Below are 22,797 nucleotides of genomic sequence, written 5' to 3'. Positions count from 1 at the left end.
TGCGGATCGATGCTTATTTAAGTTAAGCTAGCTTGTTACGAAGTACCATTTGAAGAATACCGCCATGACGATAGTAGTCGATTTCTACTTCACTATCGAAACGTGCAACAACTTTGAATTCTTTCTTATTGCCTTCTTCGTCTACTGCCGTTACATCGACGAGGTCATGCGGCTTGACGTTTTCACCGATTTCCACGTTGAAAGTTTCGCGCCCAGTAAGACCAAGAGAATCAATGGTATCGCCATCCTGGAATTGCAATGGCAGCACACCCATCATTACAAGGTTGGAACGATGGATTCGTTCAAAGCTTTCCGCAATGACTGTCTTGATGCCAAGGAGATCTGTACCTTTGGCAGCCCAGTCGCGGGAGCTTCCCATACCATAATCTTTACCAGCAATGACGAGTAAGCCTGTACCATCCTGCTGATACTTCATGGCAGCTGTGTAGATCGGCATTACTTCTTCTGTCGGCCAGTAAGTAGTGAATCCACCTTCAGTGCCTGGAGCAAGCTCGTTACGGATACGGATATTGGCGAATGTTCCACGCATCATCACTTCATGGTTACCACGACGGGAACCATAAGAGTTGAAGTTACGAGGAGAAACACCTTTGTCCTGCAAATATTCACCTGCTGGCATGTCTTTCGGAATCGCACCCGCTGGTGAAATGTGGTCCGTCGTTACGGAATCACCGAATTTACCGATCGCTCTCAAGTTATTCAACGGCTTGACGGTGTCAGGATCGGCAGAAAGTCCTTCGAAGAATGGCGGGTTCTGGATGTAAGTTGACTCGCTGTCCCAATCGTACAACGGCTCATCCGTTGTATCGATTTCATTCCATTTTTCGTTGGAGTTAAAGACATTTTCGTATTCCTTTCGGAAGATTTCAGGAGTTACAACACTTGCAACTTCTTTTTTGACTTCTTCCTGGGATGGCCAGATATCATCGAAGAAGACATCGTTCCCATCCTTGTCTTTACCGAGCGGTTCGTTTCTCAGATCGATATCCACTGTACCAGCTAATGCATAAGCGACAACCAATGGTGGAGAAGCAAGGTAGTTCGCTTTTACAAGTGGATGGATACGTCCTTCAAAGTTACGGTTACCGGAAAGTACAGAAGATACGGTCAAGTCACTGCTTGCAATAGCTTCTTCGATTTCCGGCTTCAATGGACCGGAGTTACCGATACATGTTGTACAGCCATAACCAACCAGGTTGAAGCCAAGCTGGTTCAAAGGTTCCATCAAATTGGAATCTTCCAGGTAACGTGTAACTACTTTTGAACCTGGAGCCAGGGATGTTTTAACATAGTCAGGAACTTCCAAGCCTTTTTCAACTGCTTTCTTAGCAAGCAAACCGGCACCCAGCATAACATGCGGGTTGGAAGTATTCGTACAGGATGTGATGGCTGCGATCGCCAGCGCACCTGTCTTCATTGTTGTAGTCTTACCATTATCCAGGTCGAAAGTGACTTCCTTTTCGATTTCGTCTTTATCCAAACCGAAACCTTGTGGCCCGGTAGGTGCAGTCAACGCTTTGTTGAATGATTCCTTCATTTTAGAAAGTGGAATCAAGTCCTGTGGACGCTTAGGACCGGAAAGGTTCGGTTCCAGCTCGGAAAGGTCGATTTCGACAAGCTGTGTGAACTCTGGATCAGGCAATTCTGGAGAATACCATAGATCGTTTTCTTTGCAATACTTTTCGACGAGTTCAATGTGTTCCTCGCTGCGTCCAGTAAGGCGCAGGTAGTCGAGAGACTCCTTGTCAACAGGGAAGAAACCACAAGTTGCACCGTACTCAGGAGCCATATTTGAAATGGTTGCACGGTCAGCAAGCGGCATTTCCTGCAGGCCCGGTCCGAAGAATTCGACGAATTTACCAACAACTTTCTTCTCACGAAGGATCTGGGTTACTTTTAGTGCCAGGTCAGTTGCTGTAGTACCATTAGGGAAGCTGCCATTAAGCTTGACACCCACAACTTCCGGTGCAGGGAAGTAAGATGGTTGTCCCAACATTCCTGCTTCCGCTTCGATACCACCAACACCCCAGCCCAGGATACCCAGACCGTTGATCATTGTAGTATGTGAGTCGGTACCGACTAGTGTATCAGGATAAGTATCAGTTTCTCCTTTGTCGTTCTCTACAGCATGAACAACGTTAGCTAAGTACTCTAAGTTAACCTGGTGGACGATACCAGTTGCTGGTGGAACGGCACGGTAGTTATCAAATGCTTTTTGAGCCCAGTGAAGGAACTCGTAACGTTCCGCATTACGTTCAAACTCTAATTCCATGTTCACTTGTAACGCTTTTTCTGTTCCGTATGCATCTACCTGAACAGAGTGGTCAATAACAAGATCGACTGGAACTTCAGGGTTGATTTTATCCGGGCTTCCTCCCATATCAACCATCGCTTTTCTCAGTGAAGCAAGGTCGACTACAGCAGGTACACCTGTAAAGTCCTGAAGGATAACACGAGATGGTTTGAAAGGCACATCTTCCCCTTGTGCATCCTTGGTTCCCCATTTAGCCAGACTTTCCACATGCTCGTCTTTGATGACACGGCCATCATGTTGTCGAAGCAGGGATTCCAGCAGGATACGGATGGAGAAAGGCAATCGTGAAACTTTGCCCAGCCCAGCATCTTCTAATGCTTTCAGTTGGTAGTAGTTGTAAGTCTTACCGTTGAGTTCAAATTGCTTTTTTGCATTGTAAGCATTATTGCTTGCCATATTTTCCTCTTACCCCCTCAGTTGAAATTGAATAATGCAACTCAAGTTCGATTACACTATTCTTTAAATTCGATTTGTTACTTTTTTCAGAAAAAGTTCACAAATATGCATCTACCATTGTAAATGAAAACGATTTAGAAGTAAATTAAATTGGTCAATTTTTGTCACACTATGTATATAGGAGGAGGTGACGTAAAATGACAACACGAAAAGCCAATCATATACGCCCGGGAATGAATGCGGCAAAAGCCCAGGGCGGTGGTGCTGGTTACCAGGAGGAAACACCACGGGAGCCATTGACTGCAGAAGAAAGAATGTTTAATAAAAAGCGTAAGAAAAATCAATAAAACAGTAAAACAGACGCCCAAGGTCATGAGCGTCTGTTTCTTTATAACAATTGATTTCTGATTTTGTCCAGTTGCTGTTTGTAGGATTGCAATTGCTCTTCCTGATGTTCACTGGCAACTGTCAGTGCTTTTTCGACCTGTTGATAAGCCTGGTTCACTTCTTCTTTTAAATGTGCCAGTTCTGTGCCGTAATCGGCTTCATGGATCGACATTAAGACATCATCCGCTGTACGTTCCGCTTCGTGTACTTTATTGGATGCATGCTGGAAAGCTTCCTGTTTATTCTGATGATAACTCACAAAGACACCTCTTTTTTGTGTACTTTAAAAAAGTACTTGGCGACAAGCCAAGTTTTTCTAATCAATAGCATGCACCAGACAAATGTTTTCCATACATAACTCGATGGAAAATTCCAAATCCTAAACGAGAAAGGAGCTATGATCATGACAAATTCCAGAAAAGATAAACAACCTAATCAGCCCCTGAAAGGTTCGAAAAAAGTGAAAAACCATAATCATTCCCGACAAAAAAAGAACGCTTCTCATGACATGTAAGCATTAAGCTTATTCAACGCTTGTTTCACTAGCTCGATTTCCGGTGGTGTAATCGTCCGGAAATCGAGAAAATAACTTTCCTCCAGGAATCGGCCAATGACATGGGGAGGGTTTATACGCATAAATTTTTCTATAGATTCCGGACTCATATTCTTTGAAGTAATCTTAACCCCGAAGCTTGGCAGTTCCACCTCTGGCATGGTGCCTCCTCCGATTCTGGACGTGCATGCTTTCACTTGTATTGTCAGATGATTAAGGCCCTTCATCTCCTCGATGAAGTTTTCAGCATCCTTTTTTATTTCATCTGGTTGTTCTGTAATAGCCCGGTAAACATCGTTTCCTTGTCCAATATTATCCCGTCCATATTCCTGCAGCGTACTTTCAAGGGCAGCCAGCGTCATTTTATCCACCCTTAATACTCTGGCCAATTGATGTTTCTTCAGGATATCGATATATTGTTTTCTTCCGGCAATGATCCCTGCTTGCGGACCACCTAACAGTTTATCCCCACTGAAGGAGACGATGTCAGCTCCCTGGGCTATTATAGCGCCAACTACCGGTTCCTTCCCGATCATTTGTGCTTGATAATCGACAATGGACCCGCTTCCGAGGTCTTCATAGAAAATCAAATCTTTTTCTTTTGTAAGGGGCACAAGACTTGCGGTCGACTGTGATTCTGTGAATCCTTCCATATAAAAATTACTCGTATGGACTTTCATAATCATGGCTGTCTCTTCATCGATAGCTTCTTCGTAATCAGATAAATGGGTTTTATTCGTTGTACCTACTTCGACCAGCTGCGCATCACTTTCTTCCATTACTTTGGAAACGCGGAAGCTTCCTCCGATTTCCACCAGTTCCCCTCGGGAAACAATAACTTTTCTCCCCTTGGTTAACGCCCTTAATACTAAATAGACAGCGGCAGCATTATTATTGACTACCATCGCTGCCTCAGCACCTGTGATTTCTTTCAAACGGCGTTCCAGTATATCATGACGAGAACCACGTTTTCCTTTTTCCATATCATATTCCAGGTTAGAGTAGTTACCAGCCACTTCCACTACTCGAGCGACCGCCTTTTCACTTAACCTCGCTCTGCCGAGGTTGGTATGTAGTACTGTGCCGGCACCATTTATTACTTTATGTAAAGCTGGAAGCTCCCACTGTTTTGCGTAATGGCGTGTCTTTTTTATGATGATATTCTGAAAATCGGCCGGGTCGGGATGTTCACTTTGCAGTATATCCTGACGCAGGGATTCCACTGCTTTCTGAATCCACCTGGTCCATAGACGCTTTGTCGCTTGATGTTCCATACGAATGGCGATAAAATCATCCAGCTTTTGCAGTTCGTGTACAGGAGGTATTTGTCTTAACAAATCCTTCATACCTCTCCTCCTCTCTTATCCCTTATCAGTATAGCCATATTCCTGATAAAATTAAAATGACAGACAGAGTGGCAACATTTTCTCTTTCTGTTTCTTTCTATTATACTAAGTTAACAGGAGGTGGGATCATGAGCAAAGAAGAAATCATACGACTGACCGCATTGTCGACAAAAGCCGGCTGAGGATGCAAAATCGGTCCGCAAGACCTGTCGCACGTGCTGCGGCAAATCAATGCTCCTCAACCTAATGCTGATGTTCTGGTTGGCTCTGGAACAAATGATGATGCAGGTGTATATAAACTGACAAATGAAATAGCGATGATTCAATCGGTCGATTATTTCACTCCGATTGTAGATGACCCATATGATTTTGGCCAGATAGCCGCCGCTAATGCATTAAGCGACATTTATGCTATGGGAGGCGAAGTCAAAACAGGGCTCAATATCGTCGGATACCCGATTAAGAAGCTGGGGCCGGAACTTCTTGCCCAAATCCTACAAGGGGCCCAGGATAAAATGAATGAGGCCGGCGGCGATATCATTGGCGGCCATTCGATTGATGATCAGGAACCCAAATTCGGCATGGCAGTGACCGGTATTGCCCATCCGGAGAAAATATATCAAAACTCCACGGCACAACCAGGCGACGCCGTCGTTTTGACGAAGCCTATCGGGGTCGGGATCCACACCACGGCTATCAAACGAGATTTTCTCGAAGATGCCGAAAGAGACCGGGTTACAAAAACGATGGCCTCATTAAATAAAGCAGCTTCCGAACTTTTAGCGGGTTATCGCGTACATGCCGTCACTGATGTAACGGGCTTTGGATTATTAGGTCATAGCTATGAGATGGCTGCCGGAAGCGGTGTCAGTATCCATCTTTCCTATCATCAGGTTCCTCAGTTGAAAAGGACAATAGAGCTGGCCGAAATAGGTGTGATTCCTGGAGGTTCTAAAGCTAATCATGCCTGGCTTGACGGGCAGGTGAAATATCACCCGGAACTGACGGAAGTCCAACAGCTCATCTTATGTGATGCGATTACTTCTGGAGGGTTATTAATATCCATGCCAAAGGAAGATGCTGAATCGTATGTAGAAGCTTTCAACCGTATAGGGGATACGAAAGCTTCCATCATAGGTGAAGTGAAAGAGGCAGAAGATAAACGCATCGTAGTTCATCCATAATAAAGAGGCTGAGCTAAGGAAATAACTTTTTCCTAGTCAGCCTCTTATTTAGTCGATAATATTTCGGACGGCTGTTTCAGCCATTTTCTCCGATTATCTATGCGTAAGGTCATACCTCTCTCGTCAGCATTCTCAAGCAAAGGTACAAGGTATTTACGAGAGACTTGGAACACATCCTTTGCTTCCTTCAAAGAAAAGGCTTCTTCTGTCTCATGGTAGAGTTGTTCAAAACTCTTCCGTACCGGTTTGATGTGTACCAAATGTTTCCCATCGAGCTCCCACGCCAGATCTTGCTGTAAATAAAATAGCTTTAATTCTTGGACCCAACTATCCGGTACATCCATCTCCTCCCCGTACGCGTTCCACGTTTTTACCTCCAGGCCGTCCTGCCTCCATTGTTTCTCTAATGCACGAAAGCGCTCTGCCCATTCCTTTGGAAAACAGGGTGTGAAGGAAGGGAGAGCAAAGAATTGTCCGTAAGCTTCTAGTTCACCTTTCTTCAACCAGGAGTCCATCAGACGTTTTCCAATCGATTTATTTAATGGAAGCTGAGCAATCAGTTCCGCCTTATTTTTGCCAGCGCGAAGGGGGTATTGGTCGTGGTATTCTTTTAAACTGCCAGCTGTGTCACCTAATAGCCTGTCTACTTCCTCTCTCAGCATATAGCCGTTGCTGAGTGCGATGATTCGACCATCAGCAATATTGGTTTGCAGCACATCTTGTAATTGCTTCGGATCCATTGCGGTATCTTTCCATATCCCTTGTTCATCCATCCATTTCGTTTCGAGTAACAAATGGATTAATCGTTCTTCCGGCGTCGTTTTACTCTTCTCTTTGAGCATTTCAACGGTATTAACACCAAACCGATGCTTTTCAGCACCCGCTTCAATCACCATTCCACCTCCTACTGTTTCTACAGGGGTCGGACGGCGAAGAATGAAACGGTCACTTCTTTTGGCAACAACAGGTTCGTTAAGGCGAAGCTGACAAAATATTTCCTCGCTGCTTTCTGTCACCTCATTCCGGTCGAAGAAAACGATCTTACCGGTTGCCTGCGCAGTCCCAATATAAACATTTATGGGAGCACGCTGTTTAATGGGGGAAAGAAGGTGATCGACCAGTATGAGGCGTACATCAAGGGTGCGGGTAGTAATAAAAGCATCACTTTTCACCATGACGTCCCCTCGCTTAACCTCTTCTTTTCCGAGGCCTGTGATATTGACTGCAGCACGCTGGCCGGCAAAAGCCTGAGTAACGGGCGTATGATGAACCTGAATCTGACGGATTCTGGCTTGTTGATTTTGGGGCAGAAATAAAACACGATCTTCTGTACGCAGGTTCCCTTCAAAAATGGTCCCTCTAACGATGGTACCCTGTCCTTTTATCGTAAACGATTGATCCACCGGCATGCGAAAAGCGCCTGATGCGTCGCGCGTAGGCTGGTCGGAAAGTTTCTCTCCAATTAACTGCTCAAGCTCGTGGATACCTCTTCCGGAAAGACTATCCACGAATAATAATTCTGCGCGTTCGTAACTCTTCCCTTTCACGTAGGACCGGATATCCTCTTCGACCAGTTCTTCCATTTCTTCATCGATCAGATCAGCTTTGGTGACAACGAGAATTGCTTCTTCCACACCCAGGAGAGATAGAATGTCCATGTGCTCCCTTGTTTGTGGCATAATACCTTCATCGCCGGCAATGACAATGATGACCAGGTCTATGCCAGCAACACCGGCGATCATCTGCCTGATAAATTTTTCGTGCCCTGGTACATCAATAATCGATATATTCCAATCGTGATTCTGCAATTTTAAAGGAGCAAAACCGGGCTCAATGGAAATATTCCGTTCTTTTTCTTCTTTCAACCGGTCAGTATCCACTTCTGTCAATGCTTTCGTTAAAGCTGTTTTACCATGATCAATATGACCGGCCATGCCTATGGTATAAAAACGTTTATGCAAAAAAATCCCCCTTTTCCTCTGGAGAAAAATAAGAAAAACACGCTTGCATGGCAAACGTGTCATTCAGCTGGTAATACAAGCCGAAAAGTCGTTCCAATTGTTTCATTCGGATGAATTTCGAAAAAACCGTTGTGCTTGTCTAGGATTTGACTGCTGATCATCAGACCCAGCCCGGTTCCGTTCTTTTTCGTCGTAAAAAAGGGCTCAGTAATTTTTTGTCTGACATCCTCAGGTATTCCCGGCCCCTCGTCAACAATGTCAATATGAACACGTTTATCCTTCCGGGATACTTTTATTTCCAGCAGTCCGCCTTCCTGCATGGCTTCAATTGCGTTTTTAATGATATTGATGAATACTTGTTTGATTTGAGAACGATCACAAAAAATGAAAATTCCTTCAGGGATTTCCGTGCGGATGGTAATACTCTGCATTTTAGCCTGGGTATCCATTAATGTAATGACATCGCCGAGCATATCTTTCAATGACTCACTGGTCCGTTCATCAGTCATTGGTTTGGAAACAAACAGTAATTCAGACGTAACTGACTCCATTTTCTCAATTTCTTCGAGCATAATTTTATAATATTCTTCCTCTTTTCGGATTCCCGCCTGGAGCAGCTGAAGAAATCCTTTCAAAGAAGTGAGCGGGTTTCTGATTTCATGCGCAACACTTGCTGCCAACTGTCCGGCGACTGTCATTTTTTCCGCATGCATGATCTGCTCTTCCATCATATTTTGATCCGAAATATGTTGGGAAATGGTCAAAATATAAGTTTTACCATCTGCAGGATTGAGTTTTTTGGAGATGAGGGTCTTCATCAATATATAACGTCCACTTTTTTCCTTTACCAGTATGTTTGTCGTATGAGTCTGGTCAGGTTTCTGACCCAACAGACTCCGTATCTTATGATGATCTTTGATATGGATATACTCCCCTGCTTTGGAATCTACTACTTCTTCCACATGAAAACCAAGCCACTGGGTTACTGATTTGGAAATGAATTTAATATTGCCTTCCAAATCAAAAATCGTCACAAGATCATTACCGTTTTGTTCAATCCACGACTGAAAACAATCGGGTAGAGAGGAAAAATCATAGTATGTATAAGGAGTAAGATTTCCTTGCTGTTCAGATGAATCAAGGTCATGGTTACCCATTCTACCCGCTCCTTCCTTTCTATCTAAATATATAGTATCTTACTTGGAAAAGCTACTTCAAGTTGAAGGAACCTTTTTCATCTTATCTTTATAATAAAACGACAGTAAGAGAAAATGTAAAGGTTGTCTTTTCACGTGCCAGATTTTATAATTGCTTATGTTACCTTTTGAAATTCCTTGGGGCTGGTTGCTATGCTGGTGCAGGCCACAGTCTTCAAAACTGCTTGTGAGGCGCGTGCCGTCTCAGGTGGGTTCGATTCCCACACAGTCCCGCCAATAAGTTATACTTATCATACTATAATCTGACAAACAGGTAAAACTTTTGACCTATTATGTCATGATTGAAAGAAATGAATGTGGCTTTGTTTTGAATATATGATGAAATAGGTGGTTTTATGTCAGGAGGATTTGCATTATTTATCGTAGGCTGGGCAGTCATCATGATTGTATTGCTGGCTATCGGCGGATTCTTCATGTTCCGAAAGTTTTTGAAACGTCTTCCTAAGGAAGATGGAAAATCGGATATGGATTGGGAAGAATACTATTTAGAAGAAACTAAAGATATGTGGGGCGAACAGGAAAAGCAGCTGCTGGAAGAACTGGTTGCACCTGTCCCAGAACTTTTCCGTGACATCGCCCGTCAAAAAATTGCCAGTAAAATTGGCGAAACTGCTTTGAAGAAGAACAGAAGCAGAATTACAGAAGATGTCATCATCGAAGGTTACATCATAGCAACACCAAAAAGAGACCATAAATTTTTGATTAAGACACTGGAAGAAAAAAATATTGATCTTACGCCCTACCGGTATCTATTGCAAGAATAAAACGAAAGCCTGTCCTACGCGCTTGTTCGGGACAGGCTTTGTTATGCATTAGAGGAAAATCACCTACATATAAAGGAGGTTTTCACCTTGAATACGCGGCGAAAGCCTTCTCTTTTAATAGACTATCTCATTTTTGGTTAGTGACTTTTCAAGCTGCAGAAAGCGATACAACATGGCTAGTCTCCATGTCACAATCATGCCAAATGCTAATAGAAAGAACATTCCGCTTGTTTCCCCAAACGAAATCGTTTGACCGACCATTAATTTCAAGATGATACGAACTACTAATAAACCTATCAATATGAAGGCAAATGCCTTTGACTGCTTCAGGTAGATGTCCCCGTCTCTAATTTCAAATTTGGAAGTGATAATCAGAAAAATAGAGAATAAGGCACCGACACTGATTGCTTCCACTACTTGCAGCCATCCAACCCGGAAGACCGGGAACATAAACATGAAAGCTCCCGTACTCATAAATAACGGCGGTAAAATGATTTTCTTTACACTGGCAGGTCGCCGGGCAGCTCTCAAACGGATAAAAATCATTAAACTAGCCATGAATGCCGCCACAATGGTACTTGCAATCAACCAGAACATGTTTTCATCCACTCATTTCCTTGCATCGATCTCTTCAGCATGTCTATTGCTGAAAGACTCCTTATGCGGTTTCATCCTTTCGATCCTGTGCAATCGTCAAGATAATGGTCATCGTAACTCCTATAACAGTCAAATAAACACCTAAATCAAACAATAAGGCAGTCGCAAGTTCTGTTTTTCCCAGGACTGGCAGTTGGAAATAAGCAAAGGTCTGACTTAAGAATGGGTGCCCGAAAATAAAGGACCCGACTCCTGTTCCAACAGCAATCAACAGGCCGATGGGAATGACAACTCGAAAATTGATCGGAATGATTTTAGCAACTGATTCCATCCCATAAGCCATGTACATCAATACAATAGCCGCAGATGTCATCAATCCTCCGATAAAGCCGCCTCCAGGCTTATTATGACCGGCAAAAAACAGATAGACAGAGAAGCCGAACAAGATGAAGGCAATCAACGTGGTGGTTGTTCTAAGTATCAAATCATTCGTTTTAATCATCATGTAGTAACTCCTTTATGACGTAGATAATGTCAATTTTAATATAGAATATTTGTAAAATCCATAGTTAAGGTTTAACGCTCCGATAGTCATCATAACATAAAGCGAACTTTCCTTCCCCCTTTCTAATTCTTTCTTTTATCGTAAGTTGCATCATTGTGGTGATTTTATATTGTCAAGGTGTACTTTTGAAAATTTCATGTTAAAAAATTGAAATTTGTGTGAAAATATTCTATAGTTAAAGTAATGAGACAAAGGTTCGTTATTACTATCAACGGGGGTGCACTATGGTAAGGACTGCATTTTCTCTTGTGATGAGCGTAATTTTTTTGATTGTCCAGTCCATGATTGTAATGGCTTTTAAAGGTTATGAGATGATTCATTTTGACAATTATTCCTTGCTTGCCTCAGTCCTGGCGGTCAATTTCTTTTTGAGCTTCTCCATTTTGACAAATATTAAATACTGGATCAATGGCCGTTATGAAAATTCCGATTATCCAGTAGATAACTAGTAAAAAAACCTTCTTTCCTTATATGAAAGAAGGTTTTTTAATTTTGGTTATTTTGTCTGCTGATTGTTCATCGCACGCATCATCTGGTTGATTTTTTTCTGCGATGGTTTTTGTCCCATTTGCATCATCAACGTACGCAGCATTTGCTCATTGATAGGAGGGTTCTTCTTCAAATAGTTCATCATATATTTTCTTGCAATGAAAAACCCGAGGGCTACACCGCCGATCAAAGCCAGGATGGCAATGACGATGACCCATACAATACCCAAGCTCATTCTCCGTCTTCCTCCTTCATGTTGTCTCTTATACAGTATAACAGTATAGTAAAATGGGCATGAGAATACAATAGCACGTCTTTTAGAAAAACTGCTATTTTCTCATAGTTCTTTTTTCAGTTCTCCCTGCTTATAATAGCATTTCTTTCCTTTGTGGGGAAATCCATCCATACTGCCGATTGGCATACTCTGCAATAAAAAAACAGTGATCAATCATTCGCAGCTTGTGAAAAAGCAGTTGTTCAGCATCCATCAAACTATCACACTGTATAAGACACATTTCATTTGTTATCTCTATTATACCATGGGTTTCAACCCATTTTGTCATTTTTTCCTCTTCCAGAAACTCTTTTGGATCGAAACCTGCATCTTCTTTCAGTAAATGTATCAATGTACTATCTGGAAATGACTTCGTAATGAATTGAAACTGCATTCTATATAAATCTATATGAGAATTATTGTGATACTCTTGAAAAAAGCGGAACAATAACTCTGTTTTATAATAATATTCTTTTGAGATTTCCTCTTTTACTGCATAGACATAGTAAAGGTGCATCCACTAACCCCTCCTGTTTGAGGGATATTATAGCGGTTGTACCACGATAAATCTGTCAAATGCTGAAAAAGAAACCATCGAGTTTTGTCGAATGTATTATTAGTTGCATGCAAGAATAAAAAAGGCTGTCTCTAACCGGAGAGACAGCCTTTTTTTGCATGTCAACTTCTCGCTTGATTCATCCGTTTACTTGAACAGTTTTTCTGTTTCTTTCACTACGTTATCAACGGTGAAACCATATTCTTTCATCACGGTTTCCCCGGGCGCGGAAGCACCAAAGGTATCGATGCCGATCACGGTACCTTCCAGGCCTACATAGCGTTCCCATCCGAAGGAAGCAGCCATTTCAATCGCAACCCGTTTGGTGACAGCTTTTGGCAGGACACTTTCTTTATATTCATCAGACTGTGCCCGGAACCGATCGAACGAAGGCATACTTACAACACTTACATCGTAGCCTTTTTCCTTCAATTCTGTTTGTGCCTGTACAGCAAGCTGCACTTCAGAACCTGTCGCTAATAACAGCGCATCAGGTGTTTCTTTTTCAGATGGGCTTATTACATAAGCACCTTTCTTAACCCCTTCATAGGCATGATCAGCAGTACCAGGCAAGGTTGGTAGTCCCTGGCGCGTCAAGACGAGTGCTGTTGGAGTTGTTTTGGATTCCAAAGCCACTCTCCATGCTGCACTGGACTCATTCCCATCAGCCGGGCGAATCACAGAAAGGTTCGGCATAGCTCTAAGGGATGGTAACTGTTCGATTGGTTCGTGCGTTGGTCCATCTTCCCCTACAGCAATGGAATCATGGGTGAACACATAGTTCACCGGCAAGTTCATAAGTGCAGACAGACGGATTGCTGGACGCATGTAGTCGCTGAAGACGAAGAAAGTACCTGCGTATACTTTTAAGCCGCCATGCAGCGCCATACCGTTAAGCGCAGCTGCCATAGCGAATTCCCGTACCCCGAACCAGACATTACGGCCGGCATAATTGTTTTTAGAGAAGTCATCTTCCCCTTTGACAGCAGTTTTATTGGAACCGGCAAGGTCTGCACTACCGCCGAAGAAATATGGAATTGCTTCCGATAAAGCATTGATAGCCTCCCCTGATGAAGCACGGGTTGCCAATTTATCTTCTTCTGTATAAGTTGGAAGAGATTTGTCCCAACCTTCTGGAAGGTCACCATTTACTGCTTTTTCGAATTCTGCACCCAATTCAGGGTTGGCTTTTTTATACTCTTCGAGCAGATCGTTCCATTCAGATTGTTTCTTTTCCCCATTCTTTTGGATCTTTTCCCGGAAATCCTGATAAACTTCTTCCGGTACATGGAAGGCTTCATCATGGCTCCACTTATAATGTTCTTTCGCTGCGTTAGCTTCTTCTTCCCCTAATGGAGCACCATGGGAATCCGCTTTACCAGACTTGTTTGGAGAACCATAGCCAATGACAGTCTTCACTTCGATCATTGTCGGTTGATCCGTATTAGCTTTTGCTTCTTTAATCGCTTCACTGATTGCTTTCGTATCATTACCGTCCTCGACACGGATCACTTGCCATCCGTATGCTTTATAGCGCTCTTCTACGCTTTCAGAGAAAGCACGGTTCAAGTCACCGTCAAGGGAGATGTCGTTGGAATCATATAAAACGACAAGCTTGCCAAGTCCGAGGTGGCCTGCAAGTGAAGCAGATTCCTGGGAAACTCCTTCCATCAAGTCACCATCACTGCAGATACAATACGTATAATGATCGACAACTTTATGGTCGTCCGTATTATACTTGGCGGCAAGATGAGCTTCAGCCATCGCCATTCCAGTAGACATAGAAATACCCTGCCCTAATGGTCCTGTAGTCGCTTCAACACCGTCAGTATGTCCAAACTCAGGATGACCTGGTGTTTTGGAGTCCCATTGACGGAAGCTTTTCAAATCATCAATAGTTACATTGTAACCAGAAAGATGAAGCAAGCTGTAAAGCAGCATGGAGCCGTGACCTGCTGATAAAACGAAACGGTCGCGGTTGAACCAATTGGAATTTTTAGGATTATGGTTCATATATTCTGTCCAAAGTGTATAAGCCATTGGCGCTGCCCCCATAGGCATACCAGGGTGGCCGGAGTTGGCTTTTTCTACGGCATCGATGGTCAATGTCCGTATTGTGTTGATAGATGTCTGTTCAATTGTGTTTGACATGGAATAATCCCCTTTCTCGCTCTGCATTATGTACCATCTATAATCCTATAATGAAAATGGCATATAGACAAGCGTTGTCACCTGATTTTAAGATTTACTTTTGAAGTTTTCCCAGAGAAAGGAATATTAAACAGATACAAAGCTTATTTGAAGAGGGTTTTATATAATGGAGACCATAAAAAAAGCCGTACTTTTCAAGTACGACTGTTTTTATGCTTCTTTTCGTTACGCTGCATTCGCTTTACTTTTTCCGGTGTAACGTCATTTCCTTCTGGATCAACGACCTTCATACTTTTCAGTTGGTTTTTGAAAGACTTACGGACATTGCCAAGGTATTCTTGACGTAATTGCTGCTGTTCGTCTTTCTCTGCTTTCGTAAGGGATTCTTTTTTTGATTTGTTGGCTAATTCGTTTATACGATTAATCTTTTCTTTTGATAACATGCGTACACACTCCTTTTTGTGAGCCCTTAATTAAGAAAAGCCTGTTCTGTTCCCTCAAATACTTATAAAGGAATAAGTAGCTAAACTTCTCTCTAAGTGCTAAAAAGACAAGTGTCCTATGACCCTTGTCTTCTATATAATATTAACTTTTATGTTCTTCTTTTTCAAGCGAGATGTATTCACGGTAACGCCGGTGGACAGTCGCTTTGGAAACATCATAACCAAGCCCGCGCAAGGTGGCGGCAATTTCTTCGAAGGTCAACTTATTGGATCTTAGCCGGACGACTTCCTCTATCGGAAATTCAATCCTCTCCCTTCCTCTTGCGAGATGCTGGTTGGAAAGATTTTCACCAGGATTATATCCTCTTTCCATCGCTTTGTTCATACCACGCTTTATTTTCAGGTTATGAATTTTACGCTGGTACTCTTCTACGATGCCGACAATCTGGAGCACCATAGAGTCGGATTCAGACAGCTGCAACTCTCCGTGATGTGAGAGAGACAAGACATGCACGTTCATTTTTTGAAGCTGATGGAACAGCGCAATCTTTGTATTGCCTCGGCCTAAGCGTGTTTCATCCTGAATCAATAATCCTTCAGCCTGTCCATCCGAAAACCGGTCAAGCATTTGGAATACACCCTCACGTTCAATTTCATATCCGCTTGCTTGTTCTTTTATTACGTCAACTACTTCCATATCTTTCTGTGCGGCCATTGCAAGCAGTTCTGACTCCTGCCTGGCTAATGACGTGACCTGTGCTTCTTTTTCTGTACTGACCCTGCAATAGATAATTACGTTCATTTCTGCGATCCTCTCTGCTTGTTAATACGGATAATAAACTATAGACCCACTATCAGCTGCTGATCGTCATAGCAGCATATAAGAATGCCAGACTCAAAATGAAAAGAATAATATAGGTCATGTCCAACTTAGATAGTTTATCAAACATTTTAACCCCTCCATACAGAACTTTTGTTCGCATTTGCTAATTTCATTATATACGAACAATTGTTCTTGTCAAGAAAAACTCGAACGAATGTTTGTATTGTGGAAATCAGCATGGTACAATGTGGTTAATAAAAACATATGTACGAGGTGTGCTTATATGAGTAAATTATCGAAGCGGCAACAGGAAATATTGAAATTCATAAAAGAAGAAGTACTGGCAAAAGGTTATCCACCTTCTGTACGCGAAATCGGACAGGCTGTTGGACTGGCCTCCAGTTCCACTGTCCACGGCCACCTTGCAAGGTTAGAGAAAAAAGGTTTTATCCGAAGGGACCCAACAAAGCCTCGCGCAATTGAAGTGTTAGAACTAGAAGAAGAACAAAATATCCCAAGAAGCGAAGCCGCCTATGCACCGGTAATCGGTAAAGTAACGGCCGGCTTTCCTATTACAGCAATTGAAAATATCGAAGAATATGTGCCGCTGCCGGAAAACCTGGCCGGCGGAGAAGAAAATACGTTCGTCCTTGTAGTCGAAGGAGAAAGTATGATTGAAGCTGGTATATTAGATGGAGATATGGTTATCGTGAAACAGACGCCAACCGCTCAAAATGGCGAAATTGTCGTTGCGATGACAGAAGACGAGGAAGCTACGGTCAAACGTTTTTTCAAAGAAAAAAACCATATCCGTCTGCAGCCTGAAAATGCCACGATGGATCCGATCATTCTCCAGGATGTATCTATCCTTGGTAAAGTAGTGGGATTATACCGGGTGATCCATTAGTACCCCCTCCCTTATTATAAGTGTCAATAATAAATGAGGTTAAAAGGACAACCACCGAATACTAATAGCGGTGATTGTCCTTTTTGTTTTGTATTAAATACTGAATGATTTACCGTACAGGAATACCAAACCCTATAACCCTAGAATAATTATAAGAAACGCTAATTTTGAACTGGAGCCCATAATATGGACAGTTATTTTCACTAACATTAATACATTTTTAAATCAAATCCCAATTAAGAGGAGATCCTTTTTTTACGTCTCGTATAATTTTTTTCCCTAAAAGAACATCGTAATATTTGGGGGGAAGACCATAACCGGGTCTAATAATTTTCATGTTTTCTTTTGTTAAACGGTCTCCTTTCTTTAAGTTTTTTACAATATATAAAGAACGACGATACTGTTTTGAAGACTTTTCTGCTTCTGTTACACCATATGCGACCTTTCCTAGAGCTTCCCACGCCCTTCTGGTTTCAGTTACCAAAGCGGACATCTCCTCCGGCTCTAGTGAAAATGCTGCATCTACTCCTCCTTCGCTGCGTGATAACGTGAAATGTTTTTCGATAACTGTACCTCCCAAGGCTACGCTTGCTACAGCTACTCCATTTCCCATCGTGTGATCAGACAAACCGGTAGGGCATTGAAACAATTCTTTCATATGCGGAATAGTGAGAATATTGGAGTCTTTAGGAGAAGCCGGATAGTTGCTGGTGCATTTCAATAAAATCAGTTCCTCACAGCCTGCTGCACGGGCAGCAGCTACTGAATCTTCTATTTCAGCAACTGAACACATCCCCGTAGAAAGGATGATGGGCTTACCTGTTTTTGCAACTTTTCTGATTAACGGCAAATCAGTGTTCTCAAAGGAGGCTATTTTGTAGCAAGGAACATTAAAGGATTCTAGAAAATCTACAGCACTCTCATCAAATGGAGTGCTGAAAGCAGTCAGTCCTAATTCTTTACAGCGTTCAAAGATAACCTTGTGCCAATCCCACGGAGTATATGCTTCCTGATACAGCTCATAGAGTGTTTTATTTCTCCACAGGCTTTTTGAATCTTTGACAGTGAAATCATCTTTTTTTTCATTTAAAGTCATTGTATCTGGAGTGTAAGTTTGAAGTTTGACAGCATCAACCCCAGCATTTGCTGCAGCTTCTACGATTTTCAAGGCACGGGACAAGGACTGGTTATGGTTCCCCGACATTTCCGCAATAATAAAGGGATAATGATCCCTGCCTATTATTTTCCCATCAATAATAATATCGCTCATCAATTACCCCTTTCTTGGATGTTAACTAGTCCAGTTCTTACTTTCTGCCATTTGTCATTGAATAAGGCCATCCGAATCACATCTTTAAATTGATTGTCTTTCCAGACATGCTGGGCTAAAACTCCTTCCTGTTCAAAGCCTAACTTTTTGTGATATCGGATACTCCCTGAATTGGAATCGATAACTTCAGCACACACTTTGTTCATCCCGGACTCCTGGAAAATTTTGTCCAATGCCAAAACACCCATGATTGTACCTGCTCCCTTCGGAGCTTTTTCTTCCCCAATATAAAAGCCCCAAAAACACCGTGAATGCTCCTTGTTTATATCAGAAAAACTGACTAACCCTAATGGTGAATTCACATCATATAATACCCACACTAAATCACTGGAGCTTTTATTTACTTTATGGAACCATCGTATATGCTCTTCCCATGTAATATTATGGTTTGTATACATGAGAGATTTGATCCTTTCTGAGTTTCTCCATTCAAAGATAGTCTTCAAGTTGTCAAAAGTTAATGGCTTCAAAAAAAATTTATTATTCATCTCTGCTTCCCCCAAGCAACTGCCGGACTGCTAATCCACTTTCAAAGTCTTTCATTATCTCTTTTGAACTCTTAATCATTTTCTGCAAGACACATGGATTTTCCATCAACTTTTTAACAGCTCTTGCAATATCTTTTTCATCTACAGCCTCACTTGTTCCTAAATGGTAAACAGCACCTAATTTTGATAAACCATACAATATTTCGGATTGATTTTCAGCCGTTTCAATTGTTATTGCAGGTAAGGATAAATAACACCGCTCCCATGTGGTGCTTCCTCCTGCACCAATTGACAAGTCGGCTTTTGCCATCAATTCCGCTATATAGTCTATTTGATAATGCAGCCGGAAATTTGGATTGTCAGCACAGATAGATTTAATAGAAACATAGTCCAGATTGGATTTTCCAATGACGACATCAATGATACATTTAGTATTGTTAAGACATTGGACAGCTTTAAGAGCTTTCAATGTTTCTTTAGTAGGATCGCTCCCACCGAAAGATATCAGGATTCGAGTTACTGACCCATCTCTTTCCCTTTGACGGACAAACTTAAATTCTTCTCTAAGAAGAAAATATTTAGGACCCAACAGCATGATAGTTTGAGGGCCTACCAGATGCTCATATCGTTTCTGTGAATTTGGATAGAAGTTCTGATCTAAAAGAATCTTACAGTTATGGGGGCGATCTGCAAGATCATCTATTACCATTATTTGATTTGCGTATGGTTTTGTGAACTGTTCCCACTTCTCATCAATTGCATAGTGGTCAGTGACCAGCCAATCTATCTGCTTCTTTCTGATGAAATTAATGGTTTGCATTGCATCTAGTTTCCAGTTCGCTCTAAACCATTGAAAATAATGTTTCTGGTCTGTACTTTGCAAAGAAGGGAGCGTCCTTAGCCCATATCCCCGATTTTCAATAAACCCGGTCAAATCACCAGGGAGTCTCCGGCAAACGAAAGTAACTTCTGCGCCATTAAGCTGAAGCTGCTCTGCCAATACAAGACATCTCATGACATGGCCGGTGCCAATCCACCTCGATGAGTCAACTCTGAAGCATACATTCATTCATTTTCCTCTTCACTCTTTTTTTGTAAAATGTGAGCATTTATTTTCTGCCATTCCGGATGTTTTTCTAGTAATTCTAAAATATTTTCTAACGTAAAGTAAGGGTTCCTGGGATATAATGCCTCCAAGATTTTTTTAACCAATAAAAAATCTTCCGTAGTATCCACAGTCCAACGATGATTGCTTTCGTCCCGGCTATAGGTAACATTTGTCAGACTGAATATATCGGGATGATCGATCATGTATTTAGTTACATGTTCTCGTTCATTTGGTTTCTTTGCTCCATTATGAGCTGCTTCTAAAGCTTTATATGAAAAAATTTCTGTATCCATTCCCCTTGGAAAGGTTCGTTTCAACGTATTTGAGACATATTGAAATGGATGATCATCTTTGAGTGATAAATATTTATTTACAACGTTATCGATTTGAAACGGATCAATCAACGGACAATCGGCCGTAAGACGGATTACTGCTTCTGCCTTTACCGATAAAGCAGCTCTATAATACCGCTGTAATACGTCTGTTTCTGAACCCCGATAATAAGTGACTCCATTTTTTTTACACCAGCTTACGATCGGATCATCTTTGGCTGTATCAGTTGTAGCGATAACGATTTGATCAGTAAATAACGACCGTTTAACACGTTCAAGATGATAGGCTAATAAAGGACGATTCAGTACTTCTTTAAGCACCTTTCCGGGCAATCTTGTGGATCCCATCCTCGCCTGAACGATTGCAGCTACTTTCATATAACACCTCACATAACAGTGTAATAAGAGATCACTTTTTTCACACCATCAATGACATCCTCTACATCTTTTATAGACATTTTAGGAAACAAAGGAAGGGTAAGTATGGTACCGTAGGCTTCTTCAGCATTGGGACAGATCCCTTTCCTATAGCCTAACTGCTGATAATATGGATGCCAGTATACGGGAATATAATGTACATTAACGCCAATATTCTCCTTTTGTAATGCCTTGAATATTTCAGCACGGTCTGCGGATAAAACAGCTGGATCTAGTCGGAGGATATATAAATGCCAACTTGAATTACCATCTTTATTTTGAAAAGGGGTAATGACACCATCTATTTTATCGAACGCCTCCGAATATCTGGAAGCATATTCCCTTCTTTTTTTCAAAAAGCCGGGCAGTTTACCCAGTTGGCTCAAACCTAATGCAGATTGAAAATCCGTAATCCTGTAGTTAAAACCCAGTCTTTGAATCTCATAAAACCAAGGTCCTGGATTATTTTCCAACTTATCGGGGTCACGCACAATTCCATGGTTCCTGAACAGTAATAATTTCTCATAATAGTCTTTATTATCAGTGGTAACCATTCCTCCTTCTCCAGTTGTTATGTGTTTAACCGGATGGAAGCTGAATATTGTCATATCACACATAGATCCGACCATCTTTCCTTTGTATGAGGCTCCTAATGCATGGGCTGCGTCACTAATTACAACTAGCCCAAATTCTTTGGCAATTTCCAATACCTCCTCATATTCGATTGGCTGTCCGGTAAAATCAACAGTAATAATAGCTTTAGTATTTTCATTGATAGACTCTCTGATTGAGGAAGGAGAAATATTACAGGTAGCGGAATCAACATCTGCAAATACCGGTTTGCCACCAACATAAAGGATACAGTTAGCACTGGCCGCGAAAGTTAATGGGGTAGTTATCACTTCGTCATTTTCACCTATTCCGGCTGCAAAACAGGAAGCGTGTAATGCTGCTGTCCCACTAGAAAAAGCTACGGCATACTTAGCACCTACATAATCAGCCATAGCTTCTTCAAAATTAGAGACAGCGGGTCCAGTTGTAAGCCAGTCACTTTTTAATATACGGATAACCGCTTCAATATCCTGATCATCAATCCATTGACCTCCATAAGCTAAATAAGAATCTCTAACAGGTCTTCCACCATATAAAGCCAGCTTAGCTTTTTGCATTTCCTCCCCCCCCATTATTTACAAAAGATCGGTTGTTTTTATCCATTTTTCCGTCTGGGTCAACCCTTCAGCCAAACTGTACTTAGGCTCCCAGCCCAACAATTTTTTTGCTTTACTGAAATCGCACACTAGTTTCGGTATCTCACTTTGAGGATGAATATGTGGGACATGCTTTATTAATTTTCTATCTTTAACAATCAGTTCAGCTAATTTATTTATACTTATATCCTTCCCAATCCCTGCGTTTAGAATTTCTCCATCTGCTTTTTCCGAATAGCCTGCCTCCACCACAAAACGGGCACAATCTTCCACATACAACAAATCTCTTGTCTGGCTGCCATCGCCATATATAGAGAGCGGCAGTCCTTCTAGTGTGTTTTTCAAAAATATCGCTACAACTCCCCCTTCTCCTCCCGTTTTTTGATAAGGGCCATACGTATTGAACGGACGAAGAACAGTGACAGGGAGATCGTAGGCATGATAATACGACAGAACTATATTCTCTGCCGCAATCTTTGAGCCAGCATAAGGAGAGGCAGGCTTAATTTGTGCTGTTTCTCTGATTCCACCTTCATTGTGAGCCCGATCATACACCATGCATGTACTCATAAAGACAAGTTTGGTTTTCTGCTCCCTGCATTTTTCCAGAATATTGAACGTCCCAACAACATCATTAAGAAATGTGGTATGAGGATCATCAATGCTATCCTGAACGTTGATGCTGGCTGCTAGGTGGTAACAAATATCAAACTTATTGGCAAATAGTTCTGTTATCAGCTTTGAGTCTTTGATATCCCCATGAATAAATTGTTTAAAATTTGGATTATCCTTTAAGGTTTTGAGGTTTTCCTCTCTCCCATTCGATAAGTCATCCAGGACCCAAACAAAGTGTCCATCTTCCAATAACCTCGCTACAACCCATCGCCCGATAAACCCGGCGCCACCAGTTACAAGAATATTCATGACCCTCACCCTTTCATGTTGCTTCTCAAAACATCCTATTAC

The 22,797-nt window shown here is 41.9% G+C and carries 24 protein-coding genes and 1 tRNA gene; 7 read left to right on the top strand and 18 right to left on the bottom strand.

The genetic code is table 11. The features are described from left to right. Window positions 1-22: 22 nt before the first annotated feature. A complete protein-coding gene (acnA, locus tag B9Y67_RS16860; protein WP_085508501.1) occupies window positions 23-2,731 on the bottom strand; it encodes an aconitate hydratase AcnA in 2,709 nt (902 codons plus the stop codon). Between the two features lie 197 nt (window positions 2,732-2,928). On the opposite strand from acnA, the gene sspO reads away from it, so the two are divergent. After that, window positions 2,929-3,078, top strand: coding sequence for a small acid-soluble spore protein O (gene sspO, locus B9Y67_RS16855; protein WP_085508500.1), 150 nt, complete (start codon window positions 2,929-2,931; stop codon window positions 3,076-3,078). A gap of 41 nt (window positions 3,079-3,119) precedes the next feature. On the opposite strand, the gene B9Y67_RS16850 is transcribed toward sspO, so the two are convergent. Then, window positions 3,120-3,377, bottom strand: a complete 258-nt coding sequence (locus tag B9Y67_RS16850) for a hypothetical protein (RefSeq protein ID WP_085508498.1) — start codon at window positions 3,375-3,377, stop codon at window positions 3,120-3,122. 144 nt (window positions 3,378-3,521) lie between these two features. Here B9Y67_RS16850 and B9Y67_RS16845 point away from each other — a divergent pair, with 144 nt between their 5' ends. Further along, on the top strand, window positions 3,522-3,632 hold the full coding sequence (locus tag B9Y67_RS16845) for a small acid-soluble spore protein P (RefSeq protein WP_441007561.1): 111 nt from the start codon (window positions 3,522-3,524) through the stop codon (window positions 3,630-3,632). Here the strand turns inward: B9Y67_RS16845 and selA are convergent. After that, window positions 3,620-5,017 (bottom strand): L-seryl-tRNA(Sec) selenium transferase, encoded by a 1,398-nt coding sequence (gene selA / locus B9Y67_RS16840; RefSeq protein ID WP_085508494.1) that lies wholly within the window; start codon window positions 5,015-5,017, stop codon window positions 3,620-3,622. The genes B9Y67_RS16845 and selA overlap by 13 nt on opposite strands. 128 nt (window positions 5,018-5,145) lie before the next feature. Here selA and selD point away from each other — a divergent pair, with 128 nt between their 5' ends. Next, the gene (gene selD / locus B9Y67_RS16835; protein ID WP_085508492.1) at window positions 5,146-6,201 is read left to right on the top strand and encodes a selenide, water dikinase SelD; all 1,056 of its coding nucleotides are present in this window, start codon (window positions 5,146-5,148) and stop codon (window positions 6,199-6,201) included. Window positions 6,202-6,245: 44 nt separating this feature from the next. Here selD and selB read toward each other — a convergent pair whose 3' ends face one another. Together selB and B9Y67_RS16825 are read right to left on the bottom strand one after the other, a co-directional pair. Further along, window positions 6,246-8,162, bottom strand: coding sequence for a selenocysteine-specific translation elongation factor (selB, locus tag B9Y67_RS16830; RefSeq protein WP_176224038.1), 1,917 nt, complete (start codon window positions 8,160-8,162; stop codon window positions 6,246-6,248). 59 nt (window positions 8,163-8,221) lie between these two features. Further along, window positions 8,222-9,319, bottom strand: a complete 1,098-nt coding sequence (locus B9Y67_RS16825) for an ATP-binding protein (RefSeq protein ID WP_085508488.1) — start codon at window positions 9,317-9,319, stop codon at window positions 8,222-8,224. Between the two features lie 179 nt (window positions 9,320-9,498). On the opposite strand from B9Y67_RS16825, the gene B9Y67_RS20780 reads away from it, so the two are divergent. Both B9Y67_RS20780 and B9Y67_RS16820 read left to right on the top strand, forming a co-directional pair. Beyond that, window positions 9,499-9,595: transfer RNA gene (locus B9Y67_RS20780), tRNA-Sec, on the top strand. 119 nt (window positions 9,596-9,714) lie between these two features. After that, window positions 9,715-10,143, top strand: coding sequence for a DUF2621 family protein (locus B9Y67_RS16820; RefSeq protein ID WP_085508486.1), 429 nt, complete (start codon window positions 9,715-9,717; stop codon window positions 10,141-10,143). A gap of 114 nt (window positions 10,144-10,257) precedes the next feature. Here the strand turns inward: B9Y67_RS16820 and B9Y67_RS16815 are convergent, their stop codons facing one another. Together B9Y67_RS16815 and B9Y67_RS16810 are read right to left on the bottom strand one after the other, a co-directional pair. After that, window positions 10,258-10,740 (bottom strand): CcdC family protein, encoded by a 483-nt coding sequence (locus B9Y67_RS16815; protein ID WP_085508485.1) that lies wholly within the window; start codon window positions 10,738-10,740, stop codon window positions 10,258-10,260. 61 nt (window positions 10,741-10,801) lie between these two features. Beyond that, window positions 10,802-11,242: a Na(+)/H(+) antiporter subunit B gene (locus tag B9Y67_RS16810; protein WP_085509227.1), complete on the bottom strand. Its 441-nt coding sequence runs from the start codon at window positions 11,240-11,242 to the stop codon at window positions 10,802-10,804. 314 nt (window positions 11,243-11,556) lie between these two features. Between B9Y67_RS16810 and B9Y67_RS16805 the strand changes: the two genes are divergently transcribed. After that, the gene (locus B9Y67_RS16805; RefSeq protein WP_139823834.1) at window positions 11,557-11,754 is read left to right on the top strand and encodes a hypothetical protein; all 198 of its coding nucleotides are present in this window, start codon (window positions 11,557-11,559) and stop codon (window positions 11,752-11,754) included. A gap of 47 nt (window positions 11,755-11,801) precedes the next feature. Here B9Y67_RS16805 and B9Y67_RS16800 read toward each other — a convergent pair whose 3' ends face one another. The 5 genes from B9Y67_RS16800 to B9Y67_RS16780 all read right to left on the bottom strand — a co-directional run bounded on the left by B9Y67_RS16800 (window position 11,802) and on the right by B9Y67_RS16780 (window position 16,020). Continuing rightward, entirely contained in the window at window positions 11,802-12,029 is a 228-nt protein-coding gene (locus tag B9Y67_RS16800; protein WP_062446004.1) for a YneF family protein, read from the bottom strand. A 130-nt stretch (window positions 12,030-12,159) separates the two neighbouring features. Next, window positions 12,160-12,585, bottom strand: coding sequence for a sporulation inhibitor of replication protein SirA (gene sirA / locus B9Y67_RS16795; protein ID WP_085508479.1), 426 nt, complete (start codon window positions 12,583-12,585; stop codon window positions 12,160-12,162). Between the two features lie 186 nt (window positions 12,586-12,771). Then, window positions 12,772-14,775, bottom strand: coding sequence for a transketolase (tkt, locus tag B9Y67_RS16790; protein ID WP_085508477.1), 2,004 nt, complete (start codon window positions 14,773-14,775; stop codon window positions 12,772-12,774). Window positions 14,776-14,969: 194 nt separating this feature from the next. Beyond that, window positions 14,970-15,218 (bottom strand): DUF896 domain-containing protein, encoded by a 249-nt coding sequence (locus B9Y67_RS16785; protein ID WP_085508475.1) that lies wholly within the window; start codon window positions 15,216-15,218, stop codon window positions 14,970-14,972. Between the two features lie 142 nt (window positions 15,219-15,360). Next, on the bottom strand, window positions 15,361-16,020 hold the full coding sequence (locus B9Y67_RS16780; RefSeq protein ID WP_085508473.1) for a YneB family resolvase-like protein: 660 nt from the start codon (window positions 16,018-16,020) through the stop codon (window positions 15,361-15,363). Window positions 16,021-16,324: 304 nt separating this feature from the next. On the opposite strand from B9Y67_RS16780, the gene lexA reads away from it, so the two are divergent. Then, the gene (gene lexA, locus B9Y67_RS16775; protein ID WP_085508471.1) at window positions 16,325-16,948 is read left to right on the top strand and encodes a transcriptional repressor LexA; all 624 of its coding nucleotides are present in this window, start codon (window positions 16,325-16,327) and stop codon (window positions 16,946-16,948) included. A gap of 220 nt (window positions 16,949-17,168) precedes the next feature. Here lexA and pseI read toward each other — a convergent pair whose 3' ends face one another. Genes pseI through B9Y67_RS16745 form a run of 6 tightly spaced genes read right to left on the bottom strand, consistent with a single transcriptional unit; the run spans window position 17,169 to window position 22,755 of the window. After that, complete coding sequence (pseI, locus tag B9Y67_RS16770; RefSeq protein ID WP_085508469.1) at window positions 17,169-18,218, bottom strand: pseudaminic acid synthase; 1,050 nt, start codon at window positions 18,216-18,218, stop codon at window positions 17,169-17,171. Next, on the bottom strand, window positions 18,218-18,766 hold the full coding sequence (gene pseH / locus B9Y67_RS16765) for a UDP-4-amino-4,6-dideoxy-N-acetyl-beta-L-altrosamine N-acetyltransferase (RefSeq protein WP_062444506.1): 549 nt from the start codon (window positions 18,764-18,766) through the stop codon (window positions 18,218-18,220). The genes pseI and pseH overlap by 1 nt, the downstream gene beginning before the upstream one ends. Beyond that, a complete protein-coding gene (gene pseG / locus B9Y67_RS16760) occupies window positions 18,759-19,835 on the bottom strand; it encodes a UDP-2,4-diacetamido-2,4,6-trideoxy-beta-L-altropyranose hydrolase (RefSeq protein WP_085508466.1) in 1,077 nt (358 codons plus the stop codon). Before pseG ends, pseH begins: the two co-directional genes overlap by 8 nt. Continuing rightward, window positions 19,832-20,584, bottom strand: a complete 753-nt coding sequence (locus B9Y67_RS16755) for a cytidylyltransferase domain-containing protein (RefSeq protein ID WP_085508464.1) — start codon at window positions 20,582-20,584, stop codon at window positions 19,832-19,834. The genes pseG and B9Y67_RS16755 overlap by 4 nt, the downstream gene beginning before the upstream one ends. Window positions 20,585-20,592: 8 nt before the next feature. Beyond that, window positions 20,593-21,792, bottom strand: a complete 1,200-nt coding sequence (gene pseC / locus B9Y67_RS16750) for a UDP-4-amino-4,6-dideoxy-N-acetyl-beta-L-altrosamine transaminase (protein WP_085508462.1) — start codon at window positions 21,790-21,792, stop codon at window positions 20,593-20,595. Window positions 21,793-21,810: 18 nt separating this feature from the next. After that, entirely contained in the window at window positions 21,811-22,755 is a 945-nt protein-coding gene (locus B9Y67_RS16745) for a dTDP-glucose 4,6-dehydratase (protein ID WP_085509226.1), read from the bottom strand. Window positions 22,756-22,797: the final 42 nt, after the last annotated feature.

This window comes from Thalassobacillus devorans (assembly GCF_900176565.1).
Classification (GTDB): Bacteria; Bacillota; Bacilli; order Bacillales; family Halobacillaceae; genus Thalassobacillus; species Thalassobacillus devorans_A.
This window is presented reverse-complemented; position numbering and strand designations above follow the sequence as displayed.

What these genes read in the sequence shown, in the direction of transcription:
- acnA (WP_085508501.1), bottom strand. Translation starts at nt 2,731, where the DNA reads ATGGCAAGCAATAATGCTTACAATGCAAAAAAGCAATTTGAACTCAAC.
- sspO (WP_085508500.1), top strand. Translation starts at nt 2,929, where the DNA reads ATGACAACACGAAAAGCCAATCATATACGCCCGGGAATGAATGCGGCA.
- B9Y67_RS16845 (WP_441007561.1), top strand. Translation starts at nt 3,522, where the DNA reads ATGACAAATTCCAGAAAAGATAAACAACCTAATCAGCCCCTGAAAGGT.
- selA (WP_085508494.1), bottom strand. Translation starts at nt 5,017, where the DNA reads ATGAAGGATTTGTTAAGACAAATACCTCCTGTACACGAACTGCAAAAG.
- B9Y67_RS16825 (WP_085508488.1), bottom strand. Translation starts at nt 9,319, where the DNA reads ATGGGTAACCATGACCTTGATTCATCTGAACAGCAAGGAAATCTTACT.
- B9Y67_RS16820 (WP_085508486.1), top strand. Translation starts at nt 9,715, where the DNA reads ATGTCAGGAGGATTTGCATTATTTATCGTAGGCTGGGCAGTCATCATG.
- B9Y67_RS16815 (WP_085508485.1), bottom strand. Translation starts at nt 10,740, where the DNA reads ATGTTCTGGTTGATTGCAAGTACCATTGTGGCGGCATTCATGGCTAGT.
- B9Y67_RS16810 (WP_085509227.1), bottom strand. Translation starts at nt 11,242, where the DNA reads ATGATTAAAACGAATGATTTGATACTTAGAACAACCACCACGTTGATT.
- B9Y67_RS16805 (WP_139823834.1), top strand. Translation starts at nt 11,557, where the DNA reads ATGAGCGTAATTTTTTTGATTGTCCAGTCCATGATTGTAATGGCTTTT.
- B9Y67_RS16800 (WP_062446004.1), bottom strand. Translation starts at nt 12,029, where the DNA reads ATGAGCTTGGGTATTGTATGGGTCATCGTCATTGCCATCCTGGCTTTG.
- sirA (WP_085508479.1), bottom strand. Translation starts at nt 12,585, where the DNA reads ATGCACCTTTACTATGTCTATGCAGTAAAAGAGGAAATCTCAAAAGAA.
- tkt (WP_085508477.1), bottom strand. Translation starts at nt 14,775, where the DNA reads ATGTCAAACACAATTGAACAGACATCTATCAACACAATACGGACATTG.
- B9Y67_RS16785 (WP_085508475.1), bottom strand. Translation starts at nt 15,218, where the DNA reads ATGTTATCAAAAGAAAAGATTAATCGTATAAACGAATTAGCCAACAAA.
- B9Y67_RS16780 (WP_085508473.1), bottom strand. Translation starts at nt 16,020, where the DNA reads ATGAACGTAATTATCTATTGCAGGGTCAGTACAGAAAAAGAAGCACAG.
- lexA (WP_085508471.1), top strand. Translation starts at nt 16,325, where the DNA reads ATGAGTAAATTATCGAAGCGGCAACAGGAAATATTGAAATTCATAAAA.
- pseI (WP_085508469.1), bottom strand. Translation starts at nt 18,218, where the DNA reads ATGAGCGATATTATTATTGATGGGAAAATAATAGGCAGGGATCATTAT.
- pseH (WP_062444506.1), bottom strand. Translation starts at nt 18,766, where the DNA reads ATGAATAATAAATTTTTTTTGAAGCCATTAACTTTTGACAACTTGAAG.
- pseG (WP_085508466.1), bottom strand. Translation starts at nt 19,835, where the DNA reads ATGAATGTATGCTTCAGAGTTGACTCATCGAGGTGGATTGGCACCGGC.
- B9Y67_RS16755 (WP_085508464.1), bottom strand. Translation starts at nt 20,584, where the DNA reads ATGAAAGTAGCTGCAATCGTTCAGGCGAGGATGGGATCCACAAGATTG.
- pseC (WP_085508462.1), bottom strand. Translation starts at nt 21,792, where the DNA reads ATGCAAAAAGCTAAGCTGGCTTTATATGGTGGAAGACCTGTTAGAGAT.
- B9Y67_RS16745 (WP_085509226.1), bottom strand. Translation starts at nt 22,755, where the DNA reads ATGAATATTCTTGTAACTGGTGGCGCCGGGTTTATCGGGCGATGGGTT.